At 43.1% G+C, this 16137-nt stretch carries 17 protein-coding genes; 12 read left to right on the top strand and 5 right to left on the bottom strand.

Annotation, left to right across the window (positions count from 1 at the left end; genetic code table 11):
• Position 1 precedes the first annotated feature (1 nt).
• The 3 genes from hisF to ACVW0P_RS06295 all read left to right on the top strand — a co-directional run bounded on the left by hisF (position 2) and on the right by ACVW0P_RS06295 (position 2473).
• Positions 2-799, top strand: coding sequence for an imidazole glycerol phosphate synthase subunit HisF (gene hisF / locus ACVW0P_RS06305; RefSeq protein WP_457131503.1), 798 nt, complete (start codon positions 2-4; stop codon positions 797-799).
• A 113-nt stretch (positions 800-912) separates the two neighbouring features.
• Positions 913-1500, top strand: a complete 588-nt coding sequence (gene hisIE / locus ACVW0P_RS06300) for a bifunctional phosphoribosyl-AMP cyclohydrolase/phosphoribosyl-ATP diphosphatase HisIE (RefSeq protein WP_457131321.1) — start codon at positions 913-915, stop codon at positions 1498-1500.
• Between the two features lie 70 nt (positions 1501-1570).
• The gene (locus tag ACVW0P_RS06295) at positions 1571-2473 is read left to right on the top strand and encodes a WD40 repeat domain-containing protein (protein WP_457131320.1); all 903 of its coding nucleotides are present in this window, start codon (positions 1571-1573) and stop codon (positions 2471-2473) included.
• Between the two features lie 57 nt (positions 2474-2530).
• Here the strand turns inward: ACVW0P_RS06295 and ACVW0P_RS06290 are convergent, their stop codons facing one another.
• Both ACVW0P_RS06290 and ACVW0P_RS06285 read right to left on the bottom strand, forming a co-directional pair.
• Entirely contained in the window at positions 2531-3292 is a 762-nt protein-coding gene (locus ACVW0P_RS06290) for a C40 family peptidase (RefSeq protein ID WP_457131319.1), read from the bottom strand.
• A gap of 104 nt (positions 3293-3396) precedes the next feature.
• Complete coding sequence (locus ACVW0P_RS06285; protein ID WP_323514632.1) at positions 3397-3750, bottom strand: 4Fe-4S dicluster domain-containing protein; 354 nt, start codon at positions 3748-3750, stop codon at positions 3397-3399.
• A 104-nt stretch (positions 3751-3854) separates the two neighbouring features.
• Here ACVW0P_RS06285 and ACVW0P_RS06280 point away from each other — a divergent pair, with 104 nt between their 5' ends.
• The 5 genes from ACVW0P_RS06280 (at position 3855) to dnaJ (ending at position 7915) form a co-directional block, all read left to right on the top strand.
• Entirely contained in the window at positions 3855-4877 is a 1023-nt protein-coding gene (locus ACVW0P_RS06280) for an acyl-CoA reductase (RefSeq protein ID WP_457131318.1), read from the top strand.
• A 93-nt stretch (positions 4878-4970) separates the two neighbouring features.
• Complete coding sequence (locus ACVW0P_RS06275; RefSeq protein ID WP_354429644.1) at positions 4971-5174, top strand: fructose-6-phosphate aldolase; 204 nt, start codon at positions 4971-4973, stop codon at positions 5172-5174.
• A 5-nt stretch (positions 5175-5179) separates the two neighbouring features.
• Positions 5180-5863: a cell division ATP-binding protein FtsE gene (locus ACVW0P_RS06270; RefSeq protein WP_457131317.1), complete on the top strand. Its 684-nt coding sequence runs from the start codon at positions 5180-5182 to the stop codon at positions 5861-5863.
• A 168-nt stretch (positions 5864-6031) separates the two neighbouring features.
• Positions 6032-6616: a nucleotide exchange factor GrpE gene (locus ACVW0P_RS06265; RefSeq protein WP_457131316.1), complete on the top strand. Its 585-nt coding sequence runs from the start codon at positions 6032-6034 to the stop codon at positions 6614-6616.
• A gap of 132 nt (positions 6617-6748) precedes the next feature.
• Positions 6749-7915: a molecular chaperone DnaJ gene (gene dnaJ, locus ACVW0P_RS06260; protein ID WP_457131315.1), complete on the top strand. Its 1167-nt coding sequence runs from the start codon at positions 6749-6751 to the stop codon at positions 7913-7915.
• Between the two features lie 31 nt (positions 7916-7946).
• Here the strand turns inward: dnaJ and ACVW0P_RS06255 are convergent, their stop codons facing one another.
• On the bottom strand, positions 7947-9332 hold the full coding sequence (locus ACVW0P_RS06255) for a Fic family protein (RefSeq protein WP_457131314.1): 1386 nt from the start codon (positions 9330-9332) through the stop codon (positions 7947-7949).
• Between the two features lie 144 nt (positions 9333-9476).
• Here ACVW0P_RS06255 and ACVW0P_RS06250 point away from each other — a divergent pair, with 144 nt between their 5' ends.
• The 3 genes from ACVW0P_RS06250 (at position 9477) to ACVW0P_RS06240 (ending at position 12637) form a co-directional block, all read left to right on the top strand.
• Positions 9477-10382 carry an ABC transporter ATP-binding protein gene (locus ACVW0P_RS06250; RefSeq protein ID WP_457131313.1) on the top strand — a complete coding sequence of 302 codons (906 nt, stop codon included), beginning with the start codon at positions 9477-9479 and terminating at the stop codon, positions 10380-10382.
• Between the two features lie 3 nt (positions 10383-10385).
• Entirely contained in the window at positions 10386-11630 is a 1245-nt protein-coding gene (locus ACVW0P_RS06245; protein ID WP_457131312.1) for an ABC transporter permease, read from the top strand.
• A 77-nt stretch (positions 11631-11707) separates the two neighbouring features.
• A complete protein-coding gene (locus ACVW0P_RS06240) occupies positions 11708-12637 on the top strand; it encodes a Ppx/GppA phosphatase family protein (protein WP_457131311.1) in 930 nt (309 codons plus the stop codon).
• Here ACVW0P_RS06240 and ACVW0P_RS06235 read toward each other — a convergent pair.
• A complete protein-coding gene (locus ACVW0P_RS06235; protein ID WP_457131310.1) occupies positions 12634-13347 on the bottom strand; it encodes a carboxypeptidase-like regulatory domain-containing protein in 714 nt (237 codons plus the stop codon). The two genes, ACVW0P_RS06240 and ACVW0P_RS06235, sit on opposite strands and share 4 nt — an antisense overlap.
• Before the next feature lie 103 nt (positions 13348-13450).
• Between ACVW0P_RS06235 and ACVW0P_RS06230 the strand changes: the two genes are divergently transcribed.
• Positions 13451-15418 (top strand): M1 family metallopeptidase, encoded by a 1968-nt coding sequence (locus tag ACVW0P_RS06230; RefSeq protein WP_457131309.1) that lies wholly within the window; start codon positions 13451-13453, stop codon positions 15416-15418.
• A 101-nt stretch (positions 15419-15519) separates the two neighbouring features.
• Here the strand turns inward: ACVW0P_RS06230 and ACVW0P_RS06225 are convergent, their stop codons facing one another.
• Positions 15520-16086 carry a Maf family nucleotide pyrophosphatase gene (locus ACVW0P_RS06225; RefSeq protein ID WP_457131308.1) on the bottom strand — a complete coding sequence of 189 codons (567 nt, stop codon included), beginning with the start codon at positions 16084-16086 and terminating at the stop codon, positions 15520-15522.
• Positions 16087-16137: the final 51 nt, after the last annotated feature.

Raw genomic sequence — 16137 nt, 5'->3', positions numbered from 1 at the left:
AATGGAATTAAATTCCCCCTTCAGGGGGTTAGGGGGCTCCGGTGGGTTAACTAAAAGAATTATCCCTTGCCTTGACGTTAAAGACGGCCGCACTGTAAAAGGTGTTAACTTTGTTGACCTGCGCGATGCCGGCGACCCGGTAGAACTGGCCTGGAACTACTCGCATCAAGGTGCCGATGAATTGGTGTTCCTGGATATTACAGCCACTGTAGAACGCCGCAAAACTATGGTGGAGCTGGTTAAATCGGTAGCAAGACAGATCAACATCCCATTTACCATTGGTGGTGGCATTAACGAAATTGCCGATGCAGATGCCCTGTTGAACGCGGGTGCCGATAAGATCTCCATCAACTCGGCAGCGGTACGTAACCCGGCATTGATAGACGAACTGGCAAAAGCCTTTGGCGTACAGTTTGTGGTGATCGCAGTTGATACAAGGGTAATTGGCGATAAAAATATTGTACACCTAAATGGCGGGCGGTTGCCAACAGAAAAACAGACTTTAGACTGGATAAAAGAGGCCGAGAGCCGCGGAGCTGGCGAAATTCTGCTAACCTCTATGGATCACGATGGTACAAAGGCCGGGTTTGACAACCGTTTGCTTAAATTAGTTAATGATACGGTTAACATCCCGGTAATAGCATCAGGTGGTGCAGGTTCGGTACAGCATTTTGTGGATGTGTTCCAAAAAACAAACGTAGATGCCGCGCTGGCAGCTTCTGTATTTCACTATGGAGAGATACTGATACCCGATCTGAAATCGGTTTTAAGAGAGAATAATATTGAGGTAAGGGTGTAAAACTGTTTCCCCTCTTGAGAGGGGTTAGGGGTGTGTTCGTCGCTTGATTAACACACCCCGCCCGACGCACTATCCTTCCCGCCCCCTCTCAAGAGGGATAAAAATAAAGAACTATGAACATCGACTTTAATAAAACGGACGGCTTAGTGCCGGTAGTTATACAGGACGAGCAAACGCTTGAGGTACTGATGCTGGGTTACATGAACCAGGAAGCATACGATAAGACCGCGCAAGAAAACATCGTCACATTCTTTTCGCGCTCAAAAAACCGACTGTGGACCAAGGGCGAAACCAGCCAAAACTTTCTGCATGTAAAAAGTATGCATATCGATTGCGATAATGATACCATCCTGATAAAAGTTAAAGCCGATGGACCTACCTGCCACACCGGCTCACGCAGCTGTTTTAAAACGGATTACAACCAAAACTTTTTGATGCAGCTGGAAAATATCATTACTGACAGATACGAAAACCCTACTGAGGATTCGTACATCAATAAATTGCGCAAAAAAGGGCTGAAAAAGATCACCCAAAAAGTCGGCGAAGAAGGCGTTGAGGTAGTGATAGCCGCCTTGTACGAAACCGAGGAAGAATTGGTTGACGAAGCATCCGACCTGATGTTCCACCTATTGGTACTGCTAAAAGAAAAAGGCTTAAATTTGGAGCGCATCGCGAAGAATTTAGAGCAGAGACATAAATAGTTGGCAGTTATAAGTTTGCATTGACAGACCAACAAGACTGCAAACTGAGAACCGCGCACTGCAAACTGAAATGGAAGTACAAAAATTAGCCGAATTAACCGGCCATAGCAACCCTATATTTAGTCTGGAGCTTTCTCAAAAGCCGGGGATATTGTTTAGTGGCGGCAATGATAAAGGCCTTGTGGAATGGAGTTTGGAAACTAACTTGTTTATCAAAGTGATGTTTCCGGTAATGGCATCCATTTATGCTATCCACTGCCCTGCAGGTTACCCATTGGTTTTTGCGGGATTACGCAGCGGCGAGGTGTTGGTTTTTAACTTTATAGAGCAAAAAATAACCCATCGGTTAAGGCACCACGTTAAACCTATTTTTGATATCAAATCATCTGCAAAAAAGGATGAATTGCTTATAGCATCCGAGGATGGCACCGTATCGGTATGGAGTTTAAAAACGTTAGCATTGCTGCACAGCATCCAGGTATCAAACGATACCGTGCGCTGCATTGCCATAAACCCTGCCCAGGACCGCATTGCTTTTGGCTGCCGCGATAGCCGTGTAGTAATTTACGACCTGGAGGATTACAGCCTCATTAAAGCTTTGATTGGCCATACCATGGCAGTTTTCTCATTACAATATTCTCCGTCCGGAGATTATCTCGTCTCCGGCGCGCGGGATGCACAGGTAAAGATCTGGGATCTGAAAACCTACACGCTCATTCAAAATATCCCTGCGCACCTCTTCGCGGTTAATCATATCCTGTTTCATCCTACCCGGCCTTATTTTGCAACAGCGAGTATGGACAAGAGCATAAAAATTTGGGATGCGGTCGATTTTAGACTCCGAAAGATCATCAGCAGGGAAAAAGGTTACGCCAGCCATTCACTTTCAATCAATAAACTGGCTTGGTATGGGCATCAATTACTCTCTGCCGGTGATGATAAAAGGATAATCGTTTGGAATATAGATTTTTAAAATATCCCCATCAGTTTGACGATTAGTGCGGCATTTACTTTAAATACCGAGACACTTTTAAAAGTATCGTTTCACCGCTTTAAGCCGGTGAGTATGGCGTTTCAGTTCTTCCGAATAAATACCCTCGGTGTCAATAGAGTCTATCTTGACTTTCCCAGATGCATGAATAATTTTGCCGCCACCCATAATAATACCTACATGGGTAATACGGCCTTCGGGGTTATTGAAAAAAGCCAGGTCGCCGGGTTTTGCTTTTAAAACCGAGTCTACCAATTCGCCCTGCTCTGCCTGTTGTGAAGCATCACGTTTTAAAACTATTCCCCTCAATTTGTAAACCACCTGCGTAAAGCCCGAGCAATCTATCCCAAAATGCGTGCGGCCTCCCCATAAATAAGGTGCATTTAAAAATGTTTGGGCGATATTTAATATACTATTGGTATCTCCTATAGTGCCAATTATTTCAAACTTTTGGTTCCCAATATAACTGGTTGTACCTTCTAAAAAAGCAAGGGAGGCACCAGCAGGAAGATGGACTACCGTATTATCTATAATTTTCCAAGCTTGGGTAACAGCGCCAAAAGTTACCGGCGGCGGGGTTTGTAAAAGGCGTTTATACGCCAGGTGGGCAAGCATAACAAATTGCAAACGGTCTATCCAACCGGTATAATTGTCGTAAGCGGTGGTAATTTGAACCCACTTATCCTTCCACTCCAATATCTCAAAAGCTTCGCCAAATAAAACCTGCGATACCATTTCACTACGGTCGTTAGGTTCGGCGCGCAGGGGTACAATAGCTAAATTACAGATCCCGTATTCCATGTGTTACAATCACAGATTATCCCGTAAATTAGTTATAAACTTTTGTTAAACAAAAAGGGGAAAGCATTATCTGCGTTCCCCTTTCAAAATAAATATTTTTTTAATTATCCGTTCTGGTGCAACCAATCTTTTTTGGCGTGCAGCTCTTCTTCAGTTTCGCGTACATCTTCGTCATCTACACAGCAATCAACCGGGCAAACAGCAGCACATTGCGGCTCGTCGTGGAAGCCAACACACTCGGTACATTTATCAGGAACTATATAATATATATCGTCTGACAATGCGGCCTGAGTTTCTTCGGCATTTAAGGTATTACCGTCGCCAAAATCAATTATCCCTTTTAAATCTGTACCGTCGCTAAAACGCCACGCAGCACCTGCATCATAAATAGCATTATTTGGGCACTCTGGTTCGCAGGCCCCGCAGTTTATGCATTCATCGGTGATTATAATCGCCATATTATTTAAATATTCTTGTAGTATTCTATTTACCTTTGCCCTATAATAGCGCTCTGCAAATATAACAAAAAAAGGCTTCAAGGGTTTAGCTCGTTAACATATATATGTCAAAATTTAATAGTACAGATACAATAAATATATTTTCGGCACTGGGAAAATTGCTTGCCGAGCCCGATTTTAGGCTGATGGAAGTAATAGAGACAGAGCGCCAGTATAACGCCTGGTTTACGCCCGAAAGTGTATTAAACGCAGTTAAAGCCAATGGCGAAATGCTAAACAAAGCCGACCTTGAAAAATGGCTGTCTAATTATAACATTATACCTGGCAGCAATAAAAAGGTAGGTTTGGTACTTGCAGGTAATATTCCACTGGTGGGTTTTCATGATGTACTTTGTGTATTGGCAACGGGCAACCATGCGCTTATAAAGGCGTCATCGCAGGATTCGCGGCTTATAAAATATGTGCTTTACAAGCTGGTAGAAATTGATGCCTCTTATGCCGATAAATTTAGCTTTGTAGAACGGTTAGAAAATTTCGACGCCATCATCGCTACGGGTAGCAACAATACCTCGCGTTACTTTGATTACTATTTTGGCAAGGTGCCCAACATTATCCGCAAAAATCGTAACAGTATTGCTTTGCTTACCGGCGACGAAACTGCCGAACAATTAGCGGCTTTGGGCCATGACATTTTCGATTACTTTGGCCTTGGCTGCCGCAATGTATCTAAGGTGTTAGTGCCCGAAGGTTATGTATTCAACTTCTTCTTTGAATCGATAGAGCATTTTGCGCCTATTATTAATCACCACAAGTACAACAATAATTACGACTATAATAAATCTATATACCTCGTAAATGGCGATAAGCACCTTGATAACGGCTTCCTGCTATTGAAACAAGATACCCGTTTAACATCGCCCCTTGCTTGCCTGTTCTATGATAATTATGCTGATCTGGCATCAGCCCAGCAACAATTAGCAGAGCAAAGCGAAAACCTGCAATGCATCGTAACAAATGCTGACATAAAAACAGAAAACCAGGTGGTAACTTTCGGCCAAAGCCAGCACCCGCAACTATGGGATTATGCCGATGGTGTAGATACGATGGAATTTTTGTCAAATCTTTAAAATTACAATACCTTTGGGGGAGTAAGTAAAAGCCAAAAGTTTAAAGTAAAAAGTGTTATTTAACTTTAAACCTTATACTTTAAACTCAACAAAATGTACATTATTAAAGTAAAAGGCGTTGCCAAAATACCCGACTACGTACAGCTGCGCGACGATAAGTTTACGCTGCTGGCATACTTTAGGGTGGATAGGCCCGAAAAATCATTAGAAAAAATTGGCCTTACCGATAAGTACGAATACATTATGGGCGTTGTTAATGACCTGCCCTTTGGTAAAATATTAAAATTAGAGCTGTAAATAAGATGATTGGAAACTCTATTATAAAACTAAATAACGTTGATATTTTTCAGCAAAAGCACCTGGTTTTATCGAACGTTAACCTGCATATAGATAAAGGCGATTTTGTATGGCTTATTGGCCAAACAGGATCAGGTAAAAGCAGTTTGCTGAAAGTTATTTATGGCGACCTTAACATTGCCAGCGGTACAGGCCACGCTTGTGGTTACGAGTTAAGTAAACTTGCCACCAAAGATGTACCCTACCTGCGCCGTAAACTGGGCATAGTTTTTCAGGATTTTCAATTGCTGACAGATCGCTCGGTTGAGCAAAATCTGCATTTCGTGTTGCGCGCAACCGGTTGGGACGATAAAAAACAAATTGCCGACCGCATTTTAGACGTACTGGAAAAGGTGGGCCTTCGCTCCAAACTGAAGAAAATGCCTCATGAATTATCGGGTGGCGAGCAGCAGCGCGTGGTTATTGCCCGTGCATTACTTAACAACCCCGAAATCATATTGGCCGATGAGCCTACCGGTAACCTTGACCCGGATACATCCGAAGAAATTGTATTGCTGCTCAAACAAATTAGCCAGAGCGGTACCGCTGTTGTAGTTGCCACACACGATTATCACATCATCCGCACCTTCCCATCGCGAATCATTAAATGCGAGAATGGTAAGGTTTTAGAGGACGTACAGATAGCTTAATCAGACGCGATAGGCAGTTCTTAGTTGGCAGTTTTGCATGGTGCAAAACTGCCAACTAAAAACTGCCAACCAATGCCCCATCTGCAAACTTAACCGAATTTTTAATTGACTACTGCCAGCTTGTCGGGTTTAGACCGATGGCAGGATACTTGATTAGCACTACTTGCTATGAATTTTAACGACATGCTAAAGAAAAAAAATAAAGGAAATTCAGAAACCCCTGAAAATACCGCCGAGGTGGCTAACGAAAACATCGAAGCTGACGGACAGGAACAAACTGCGGAAACTACTGAAGATGGTCCTTCTGTTGAAGAAAAACATAAAGAAGAGCTTAGCCAGGCCAACGATAAATATTTAAGGTTATATGCCGAGTTTGACAACTTCCGCCGCCGTACCATTAAGGAGCGAGAGGATGCACGCAAAACCGAGGGTAAAGACATTATTGTTGCGCTATTGCCTGTATTAGACGATTTTGAACGTGCTTTACGTGCTATGGATAACACTACCGATGTTGGACCGGTCAAAGAAGGAGTTACTTTGATACAGCACAAACTGAAAAACCTTTTAACTCAAAAGGGTTTAAAAGAAATGCAATCTATAGGTACCACGTTTGACCCTGACTTGCACGAAGCTATCACCAACATCCCTGCGCCTACAGATGATATGAAGGGCAAGGTAGTTGATGAAATGGAAAAAGGTTACGAGCTTAACGAGAAAGTTATCCGTTTCGCCAAAGTAATTGTTGGAGCGTAAATGATTTCGAATTTCGGATGTTCAATTTCGAATTTACAACATTGAACATTTGATGAATTTGACAATAAAAACAATTTCGAAATTGAAAATTCGACATTCGAAATAAAATATAGTACCTATAATTAATAAACAATGGCTAAGAGAGATTATTACGATGTGCTGGGGATTAGCAAAGGTGCAGAGGCCGATGAAATAAAAAAGGCATATCGTAAAATGGCTATTAAATATCACCCCGATAAAAACGAGGGCGATAAAGAAGCTGAAGAAAAGTTTAAGGAAGCTGCCGAAGCCTACGAGGTTTTAAGCAACCCCGAAAAACGCCAGCGCTATAACCAATTTGGCCATGCGGCAAACGCAGGCTCGGCCGGTGGCGGTGGTTACGGTGGTGGCAGCATGAATATGGACGACATATTTAGCCAGTTTGGTGATATATTTGGCGGGGGTAGCCCGTTTGAAGGTTTCTTTGGTGGTGGTGGCGGTGGCCGCCAGGGTGGTGGCCGCAGGGTTGCCCGTGGCAGTAACTTGCGCATCAAAGTAAGGCTTTCTTTAGAAGAGATAGCCAACGGTGCCGAAAAGAAGATAAAAGTAAATAAGCAGATACTTTGTACAACCTGTGACGGCACAGGTGCTAAAGATAAATCATCGTTTCAAACGTGTAAAACTTGTGGCGGCCAGGGTGCTGTACGCAGGGTAACCAATACTATTTTGGGCCAGATGCAAACCACCAGCACCTGCCCTACCTGTAATGGCGAAGGATCTACTATTACCTCAAAATGTACGGTTTGCCATGGCGAAGGTGTTACACGTGGCGAAGAAACCATTACCATAAACGTACCTGCAGGTGTAAGCGAAGGCATGCAACTAAGCATGAGCGGCAAAGGTAACGCTGCCCCGCGCGGTGGTGTGCCCGGCGATTTGATCATCCTGATCGAGGAGATCCCTCACGAAACTTTAAAACGCGACGGTAACAATGTGATATTCGACCTGCATGTAAACTTTGTTGATGCAGCACTGGGTACAAGTATAGAAGTGCCTACCATTGATGGTAAAGCAAAAATAAAACTGGAGCCCGGCACACAGGGTGGCAAAATATTGCGCCTTAAAGGCAAAGGAGTACCTGAGGTAAACTCATATCACCGCGGCGACCAATTGATCCACATCAACATCTGGACGCCAAAAGCCCTGAGCCGCGAAGAGCGCGAAGCATTAGAAAAACTACAAGCCTCGCCAAACTTTAAACCCAACCCCGGCAAAAACGAAAAAAGCTTTTTCGAACGGATGAAGGAATACTTTGAGTAAGGAAAGTCTAAAATAAAACTATAGCCTGAAATCAATTAGATTTTGGGCTTTGTAGTTTGATTTCCATTTGCTGTTTAAAATATTTTAATATTCGTTTAATTATTTTATCTCTATCACCTAAATCAAGGCTTTTATTATAAGGCTTACTAACTATAGTTTCATTATCAACAATTATAGAGTAATTAAATTCGTTGAAAAGGATTTTTGTGTTGATTCCTAAACTAAACCGATTCTCTATGTTTTTATATTCCTCGAAAACTATAAAAACTTTGATTTCATCAGGAATATATTTTTTTTGGATTATTTGATTTTGATAAATAATTGGAAATTTATCATCTAAATCTATATTAACATTAAAGTTTCCGAGTATTGTAGAAATAGGGAAAACTAAAAAATTGCTTTTATCAAAAAAATATGCATCAAAGCCACTTAATTTTATATTTATTTCTCGAAGTAACGGAACAATAGATCCTATCAGAATTTGCTCAATTGAATATGAATCTTTTTTAAGATTAGAGATTAATTCTTTATTAAATTGCATCTGGAGTAAAGCTATTTCCTTATCGATATCTTCATCCTCATCAATATCTCCTCCGCTAATTGCTTTTAAATAAACATTTAAAGAACCTTGAACTCGCTCTAATATATATTCCACAAAAGGCCAATTCTCATTACTATCTGCCCTGCTTAATAAGGAATAATAATTCTTTCTATCATCCATTCTTATAACGGCAGGCGGAAAACCTTTTTGCATCAAAATCAGGTTCATCAATATTCTGGAAAGCCTTCCATTACCATCATCGAATGGGTGAATGGAAACAAATTTGTGATGAAATAAAGCAGCAACTACAACCGGGTGAATGTTTTCAAAGCTGTTCGCTTCCTTATACCACTCGATCAAACCCTGCATCTTCGCAGGCACTTCTTCGGGTGTAGCATAGTAATGTGTTTCGCCTGTGGCTGTTTGCACATGGTTTGACATCGCTTTATATTTGCCCAACTTTATTGTCTTTTTAGTGGGCGCACCATCCGCAGTTTGTGCATCAACCTGGTAAGGCTCTACCAAAATCATCTTGTGTAAAGCCCTAATATCAGCTTCAGAAATACCTCGTCCATCTTTCACTAAATCAGTAAGGAAGTGTATAGCTTCATTATGCCCCCTAATATCCAAATGGTCTTTTAAAGGTTTACCTTTTGCAGTTATTCCTTCCATTAAAAAAGCTACGGTTTCACCGTAACTTAATTTATTACCCTCAATAGCATTTGAATTATAGTTCCAATCAAGGCGTAGTTTCTGCATTACACGGCCTTCTACATCAGCAGGCAATGGTCGCATAGCGTCAATTTGTTTCTTTAGGCTATCTACTTCCAGTAATATCGGTGCTTTACTAAATTCTATTTCCAGATCGAGGTTCATGTTTTAAAGTTAATAATTACTGCCAATAATCCCTAAACACCAAAAAGCCGCTACATATAGCATGTTCAAACACTATTCCTAAAAAGAATATTGTAACAATAAGTGCCCCGTAATATCTAATTTAGCATAAAACTTAACCCAGTTATGCTAAGCATTCGCAACATTGTTAAACAATACGCCGGCCACCGCGCGTTAGACGATGTGAGCCTTGAGGTAGAAAGCGGTAAAATATTTGGCCTGCTTGGGCCAAATGGCGCGGGCAAAACCTCACTCATCCGTATCATTAATCAAATTACAGCGCCGGATAGCGGCGAGGTGTTCTTCAACGGCGAAAAATTGAACCAGTCGCACATCGAGCGGATCGGTTACCTGCCCGAAGAACGTGGTCTTTACAAAAAAATGGAGATAGGCGAGCAAATGATCTACCTGGCCCGTTTAAAAGGCCTTACCCGCGCCGAAGCAACCAAAAGATTAAAATTTTGGTTTAAGCGGCTGGAAATGGAAACCTGGTGGAAGAAAAAGATAGAAGAGCTATCAAAGGGAATGCAGCAAAAAGCCCAGTTTGTGGCTACCGTATTGCACAAGCCCGACCTGATCATCCTTGACGAGCCGTTCAGCGGTTTTGACCCCGTTAATGCCGAATTGATAAAGAACGAGATATTAGAATTAAATAAACAAGGTGCTACCATCCTGTTCTCTACCCATCGCATGGAATCTGTTGAGGAGCTATGCGATTCTATCGCTCTTATCCATAAATCGCACAAGATCCTGGATGGCCGGGTTAAGCATATCCGCAACTCTTACAAAAACGAAACTTACCTGGTAGAATATACCGGTGAGCAACTTGCGTTTGATGGTTCGCAGCCTTTTGAGATATTGAGTGAAACCACCGGCGAAGATAATAGCAACACCATTAAGCTAAAGCTGAGCAACAACAGCGCTAATGACGTGTTGCAATACTTGCTGCCAAAAACACGCATCAATATGTTGCAGGAAGTTATCCCGAGCATGAACGAGATCTTTATCGAAAAAGTAAACCTAATAGCCTAAGCCATGAATAAAGTATTACTTATTATACAACGCGAGTACATTACCCGCGTGCGCAAAAAGGCCTTTATTGTGATGCTGTTGGCGGTGCCCTTGCTACTGGCCGGCATGACCAAGCTTATCGCTTATGTTGCAAAAGATAGCGACGTACTCAGCAGGCCACAAATAGTTAAGGTAATAGACCAAAGCCATTTATTTGAGGGCAAATTAAAAAATGCTAAAAACATCCAATTCATCCCTACCAATGAGCCTATTGAAAAGGCCAAAGCCGGGTTAAAGGATAACGAAGACCTTTCAATACTGCTCATCTCAAAAAATTACGCCAAAACGCCGGTGCAGTTCTTTTCAAAAAAGAAACCATCGTTTACGCTCACCGGCGAGGTAGAGAACCAGATGAACGAGATAGCATCAAACAACACCATGTTGGCTAACCATATTGATACCGCCCTGCTTAACCAGGCTAAAAGAAATAAAGTGAGTGTAAGTGCCCTGGAGGTAACCGAGTCCGGTACAAAAGATGCAGATGTGGGTACATCCATGGGGGTTGGTATTGCTTGCGCGATATTGATCTATATGTCGCTGTTTATATACGGCGCGCAGGTAATGCGTGGAGTTATTGAGGAAAAAACAAGCCGCATAATCGAAGTTATTATCTCGTCGGTAAAGCCATTTCAGCTGATGCTGGGTAAAATTATTGGTGTGGGCCTGGTAGGGCTAACCCAGTTTACGGCGTGGATAGTACTATCGATAATTGCCACAAAAATTGCAGGTGACAGCCCTACAAGCGGGATAATGGGCGCTTTACAAACGCTGCAAAACATACCGTTCGGCTATATACTGGGCTGCTTTTTGTTTTACTTTATAACAGGCTACCTGCTTTACAGTGCGCTATTTGCAGCGGTAGGCTCTGCTGTAGACAGCGAAACAGAAACACAGCAGTTTATGTTCCCTATAACCCTGCCCCTGTTGTTCACCTACATACTATCAGTAACGGTATTATTTAGGGCGCCGGATGGTCAGCTGGCGGTTTGGCTATCTATGATCCCGTTTACTGCCCCGGTTGCCATGATGGTGAGGATTCCGTTTGGCGGCGTGCCCGACTGGCAATTAGCGCTATCGATGTTTATGATGGTCATCGGCTTTTTGTTCACCACCTATGTGGCTGCCCGCATTTACCGTGTTGGTATTTTGATGTACGGCAAAAAAGCAAGCTTTAAAGAATTGACCAAATGGTTCTTTTATAAAGAGTAACAACCTAAACCTTTTCATAATTTAAAAATCCCTGTATCAGCCAAAACTTTTACGGGGATTTTTTACTTTAGCAGACGATGATTAACAAGCGCATTGCCGTAATGGACCTCGGTACAAATACCTTTCACCTGCTGGTAGCAGAGGGAACCGCAGAGAACTTTACCGAGATACTGCACCTTAACGAAGGTGTAAAACTTGGCGAAGGCGGCATCAATAAAGGCCTTATCCAACCCGAGGCATTTGAGCGTGGTATAGCTACCATGAAACGCTTCCGGAGCCACATTGATGCAAACAGCGTAACAGAAAGCAGAGCTATTGGCACCTCGGCCATCCGCAGTGCGGCTAACGGGCAGGATTTTATCCGCGAAGTAAAAGAACAGGCACACATCGATATCGAACTGATAAACGGAGAACAGGAGGCAACTTACATTTACGAAGGCATCAAAGCCAGCGGCTGCCTCACTAATGAGAATGCGCTGATCATGGACATTGGCGGCGGCAGCGTGGAGTTCATTATCGGCAACAATAAAAAAGTGCTTTGGAAAGAAAGCTTTGAAATTGGCGCGGCCCGCCTTATGGATAAATTCCACCAAACAGATCCTATCCCGGTTACCTCTATCAAACAAATGAGCCGCTATCTGGATGCCAAGCTTATAGACCTTTTTGGCGCCGCATTGCAGCACAAACCGGTCAGGATAATTGGTTCATCGGGCGCATTCGAAAGCTTTGCCGAGGTAATAGAACGCACTAAAGGCCGCACCTTCTACCTAAAGAACACCAAGGCGTACGAGTTTGATACCGACAACCTGCTTGACCTGATCGAGCTGCTAATCAAATCTAACCACAGCCTGCGCGCAAGCATAAAGGGCATTATTCCGGTACGGGTAGATATGATCGTAGTAGCCAGTTTGCTTACCATTTACATGATGCAAAAAATGGGCGTGCCCGATGTAAGCATGTCAACCTACTCCTTAAAAGAAGGTGTATTGGCGCAGATGCTTGGTTAAAACACGCGCTTTAGTTTATACCACCACATTTTGTAAAAGGGTACTTTATTAACACGCACAACCGCAACTGCACCACCTAACTGCCCGGATAAAGCCTTCATTCCAATATTATATGCTCCAGTTAGGTTAGAATCTATAGCTATTTTTTCGGTTTGCATCCCAATGTAACAAACTGTAAATATCTGGATATTTGAAGGAGTTTTAAGTTGGAAATTTCCATTTACATCAGTAAAAGCACCTAATGCAGTACCGGGGATTTTTATTTGTGCGCCCGGCACAGGCAATTTGCTATCGTCAAGCACTTTACCTTTTATGGTGTTATATTTAACCGTATCTCCTGTAGACATTTTTTTTACCGTATTAAACGATTGCGATACTGCAATTTCCCCTACAGTTTCTTGGGCACTGGCTTCAGTTGTAGCAAATAGACTCGTAATAGCTGCGGCCAATGCAGCCCTCTTCCAAGAAAATTTCGGTTTATCCTGTAACTCCAGGTAATTATTTACACTTGCAAGTTGATGGGTGTCAAACCTGCCGCAAGTGTTAATATGCTCAGTAAAATAATTGATGATCTCGCTATTGGTCATCATGGTAAAATCTGTAACCGTTTTGCTGCAGACGTTACAATGGCGGCCCTGCTCAACGGGTGTCATCTGGTTCCAGTTTTCGTTGCAGGGCTGTGGGATGCTGATACTTTGTATAGGTTGCATAAAGTTTCGTTTTATTATATGATGCAGCGTAAGTCTACTTTCCATAAATAAATTCGGCATAAGGTGAGGTTTTTTTATATTGCTTACCTTATCGTCATTACACATGAAAAAAATTATCGGCGCGTCTTTGCTAGTACTTTCTGCCACTTTTGCGCAGGCACAGAAAAATTCCAACGATACCATTATCACCAGCTATCAGCCCGCGCTGCTGTTCTCTCCTATCCCTTATACAGAAAAAGGGAACGAGTTCCATTCTGTAAATGGCGACCCGGGGCCAAAGTACTGGCAAAACCGTGTTGATTATAAGCTTGCCGTAAAGCTGGATACCGCCGCGCAAAGCATTAGCGGCACTGCCGATATTACTTATACCAATAACAGCCCCGATGCCTTGCAATACCTCTGGTTACAACTGGATCAGAACACCTATAAAAAAGATGCCCGCTCTAACTTTGTTACCGGGATGCAGACTACGCAACATACTACAGGTTATGATATAGAATCTGTAGAGGTTGTCAGCGGAAACCTACGCACCAAAGTCAATTACAAAATAACTGACACCCGCATGCAAGTGCGTTTGGCTACACCGTTGTTAAAAGGCGTTATTAAACTAAACATCAAATACCATTATAAGATCCCCGGCAATTTTGGCGGCCGCACCGATTATGTGGACACCAAAAACGGCAAGATCTACGAGATAGCTCAGTTTTTCCCGAGGATGTGCGTGTATGACGATAGCCGTGGCTGGGCAACCGCACCATTTTTGGGCAGTGGTGAGTTCTATTGCGAATACGGGGATATCGATTACACTGTAACCGCCCCATGGGATGTACTGGTAGCCGGCCCCGGCGACCTGCTAAACCCCAAAGAAGTACTAACCGCCAAACAAATTGCACGTTTAGATGCAGCCCGCAACAGCGATAAAACCATCATGATCCGCACTGCGGCAGAAATTAAAGATCCATCATCCCACCCCGTAAACAAAGGCACATTAACCTGGCATTATAAGATGCTAAACACCCGGGACGTTGCCTTCGGCGCATCTAAAGCATTTATTTGGGATGCCGCGAGGGTGAACTTGCCAGGCGGTAAAAAATCCATGGCGATGTCGGTTTACCCCGTTGAGAGCCAGGGCAATGATGCATGGGGCCGCGCTACAGAATACCTAAAAGGTTCGATGGAATACTTTTCCGAAAAATGGTTTGTGTACCCATGGCCTACCGCCATTAACGAGGCTGGTATTGCAGGCGGTATGGAATATCCCGGCATTGTGTTCGACGGGATAAACGACAAAGGCAAAGAACTTTACTGGGTTACCGCGCACGAGATAGGCCACAATTGGTTCCCGATGATTGTAGGCAGCGATGAGCGCCGCTTTGCATGGATGGACGAAGGATTTAACACCTTTATCGACATTTACGCGTCGGATGCTTTTAACAAAGGCGAATACGCCCCTAAACGCGACGGTGAATATGCACCCGGCGGTGGTAACCCTGCCGATGAGATCATAGAGCATATCATCGACCCAAATTCGCCAAGTATTATGAGCGCGCCGGATGCAATTCCCGAAAAATACCGCCACCCCCTAACCTATTTTAAACCAGCTTTTGGGATGGTTTTGCTGCGCGAGCAGATCCTTGGGAAAGACAGGTTTGATTACGCGTTTAAAAACTACATTAACAAGTGGGCATACAAACACCCGCAGCCCGATGATTTCTTCCGTTCGATGGAGAACGGTGCCGGCGAAGACCTGAGCTGGTTCTGGAAAGGCTGGTTCTACAATAACTACAAATTGGATATAGCCCTGATAGATGCTAAATACCTTGATAAAGACCACAGCAAAGGCGTAAAACTAACCATCGCCAATAAAGAAATGATGGCTATGCCGTTCACCGTTGAAGCCAAACTTAAAGACGGCAGCAAGCAACGCACCTATTTCCCTGTAGAAACCTGGCTGCAAAATAAGGTTACCAACTACATTTTACCAACTACCCAAGATGTTGAAAGCGTTACTGTTGATCCAGATAATGCCTTGCCGGATGTGAATAGGAAGAATAATAGTAGGAAATTGTAAAAAAGTAATAATCCGCTAGTCATTGCGAGGTACGAAGCAATCTCTACCTAGGCAGAGCCACTCTGTATAGTAAAGAGATTGCTTCGTACCTCGCAATGACGTTATTTATTTAGTTTCATCAACTGCTGATAAACCTTCTCGGTAGGTAAGCCTACAACATTGGTGTAAGAGCCATTGATTCGCTCGATGCCGATAAGACCGATGCGTTGCTGGATACCGTATGAGCCGGCTTTATCCATGGGTTGGTATTCCTCTACGTAACTACGGATCTCAAGATCTGTAAGCTTGCGGAAAAACACCTCGCTCCTGTCGTAAAATTTATTGTATTGCCCTTTGTACAGCAGGCAAACGCCTGTGTAAACTTCGTGCACCTTGCCGGATAAGCGTTGCAGCATTTCAATAGCATGCTCGGTTGATTCTGGTTTACCTAAGATCAGGCCGTCGATCGCTACTATGGTATCGGCTGTAAGTACAATCTCGTCGTTAACGTCTTCATCAAATGCTTCGGCTTTTTTGGCGGCTATGTACAGGGCTATCTCCGCGGGTGTTAAACCGTCGGGATATGATTCATCAACCTCTTTTAAAACCACACGGAAATCAATATCCATCAGTTTTAAAAGTTCTTGTCTGCGTGGTGATTTGGATGCGAGAATGATTTTTGGGTTCATGGTAATAGATCATGGTTCATGGTACTTCGAAAATGTCATGGTAGCTACTAT

This window comes from Mucilaginibacter sp. UYNi724 (assembly GCF_054057495.1).
The sequence above is the reverse complement of the archived record's forward strand: the minus strand, read 5'-3'. Positions and strand labels throughout refer to the sequence as shown.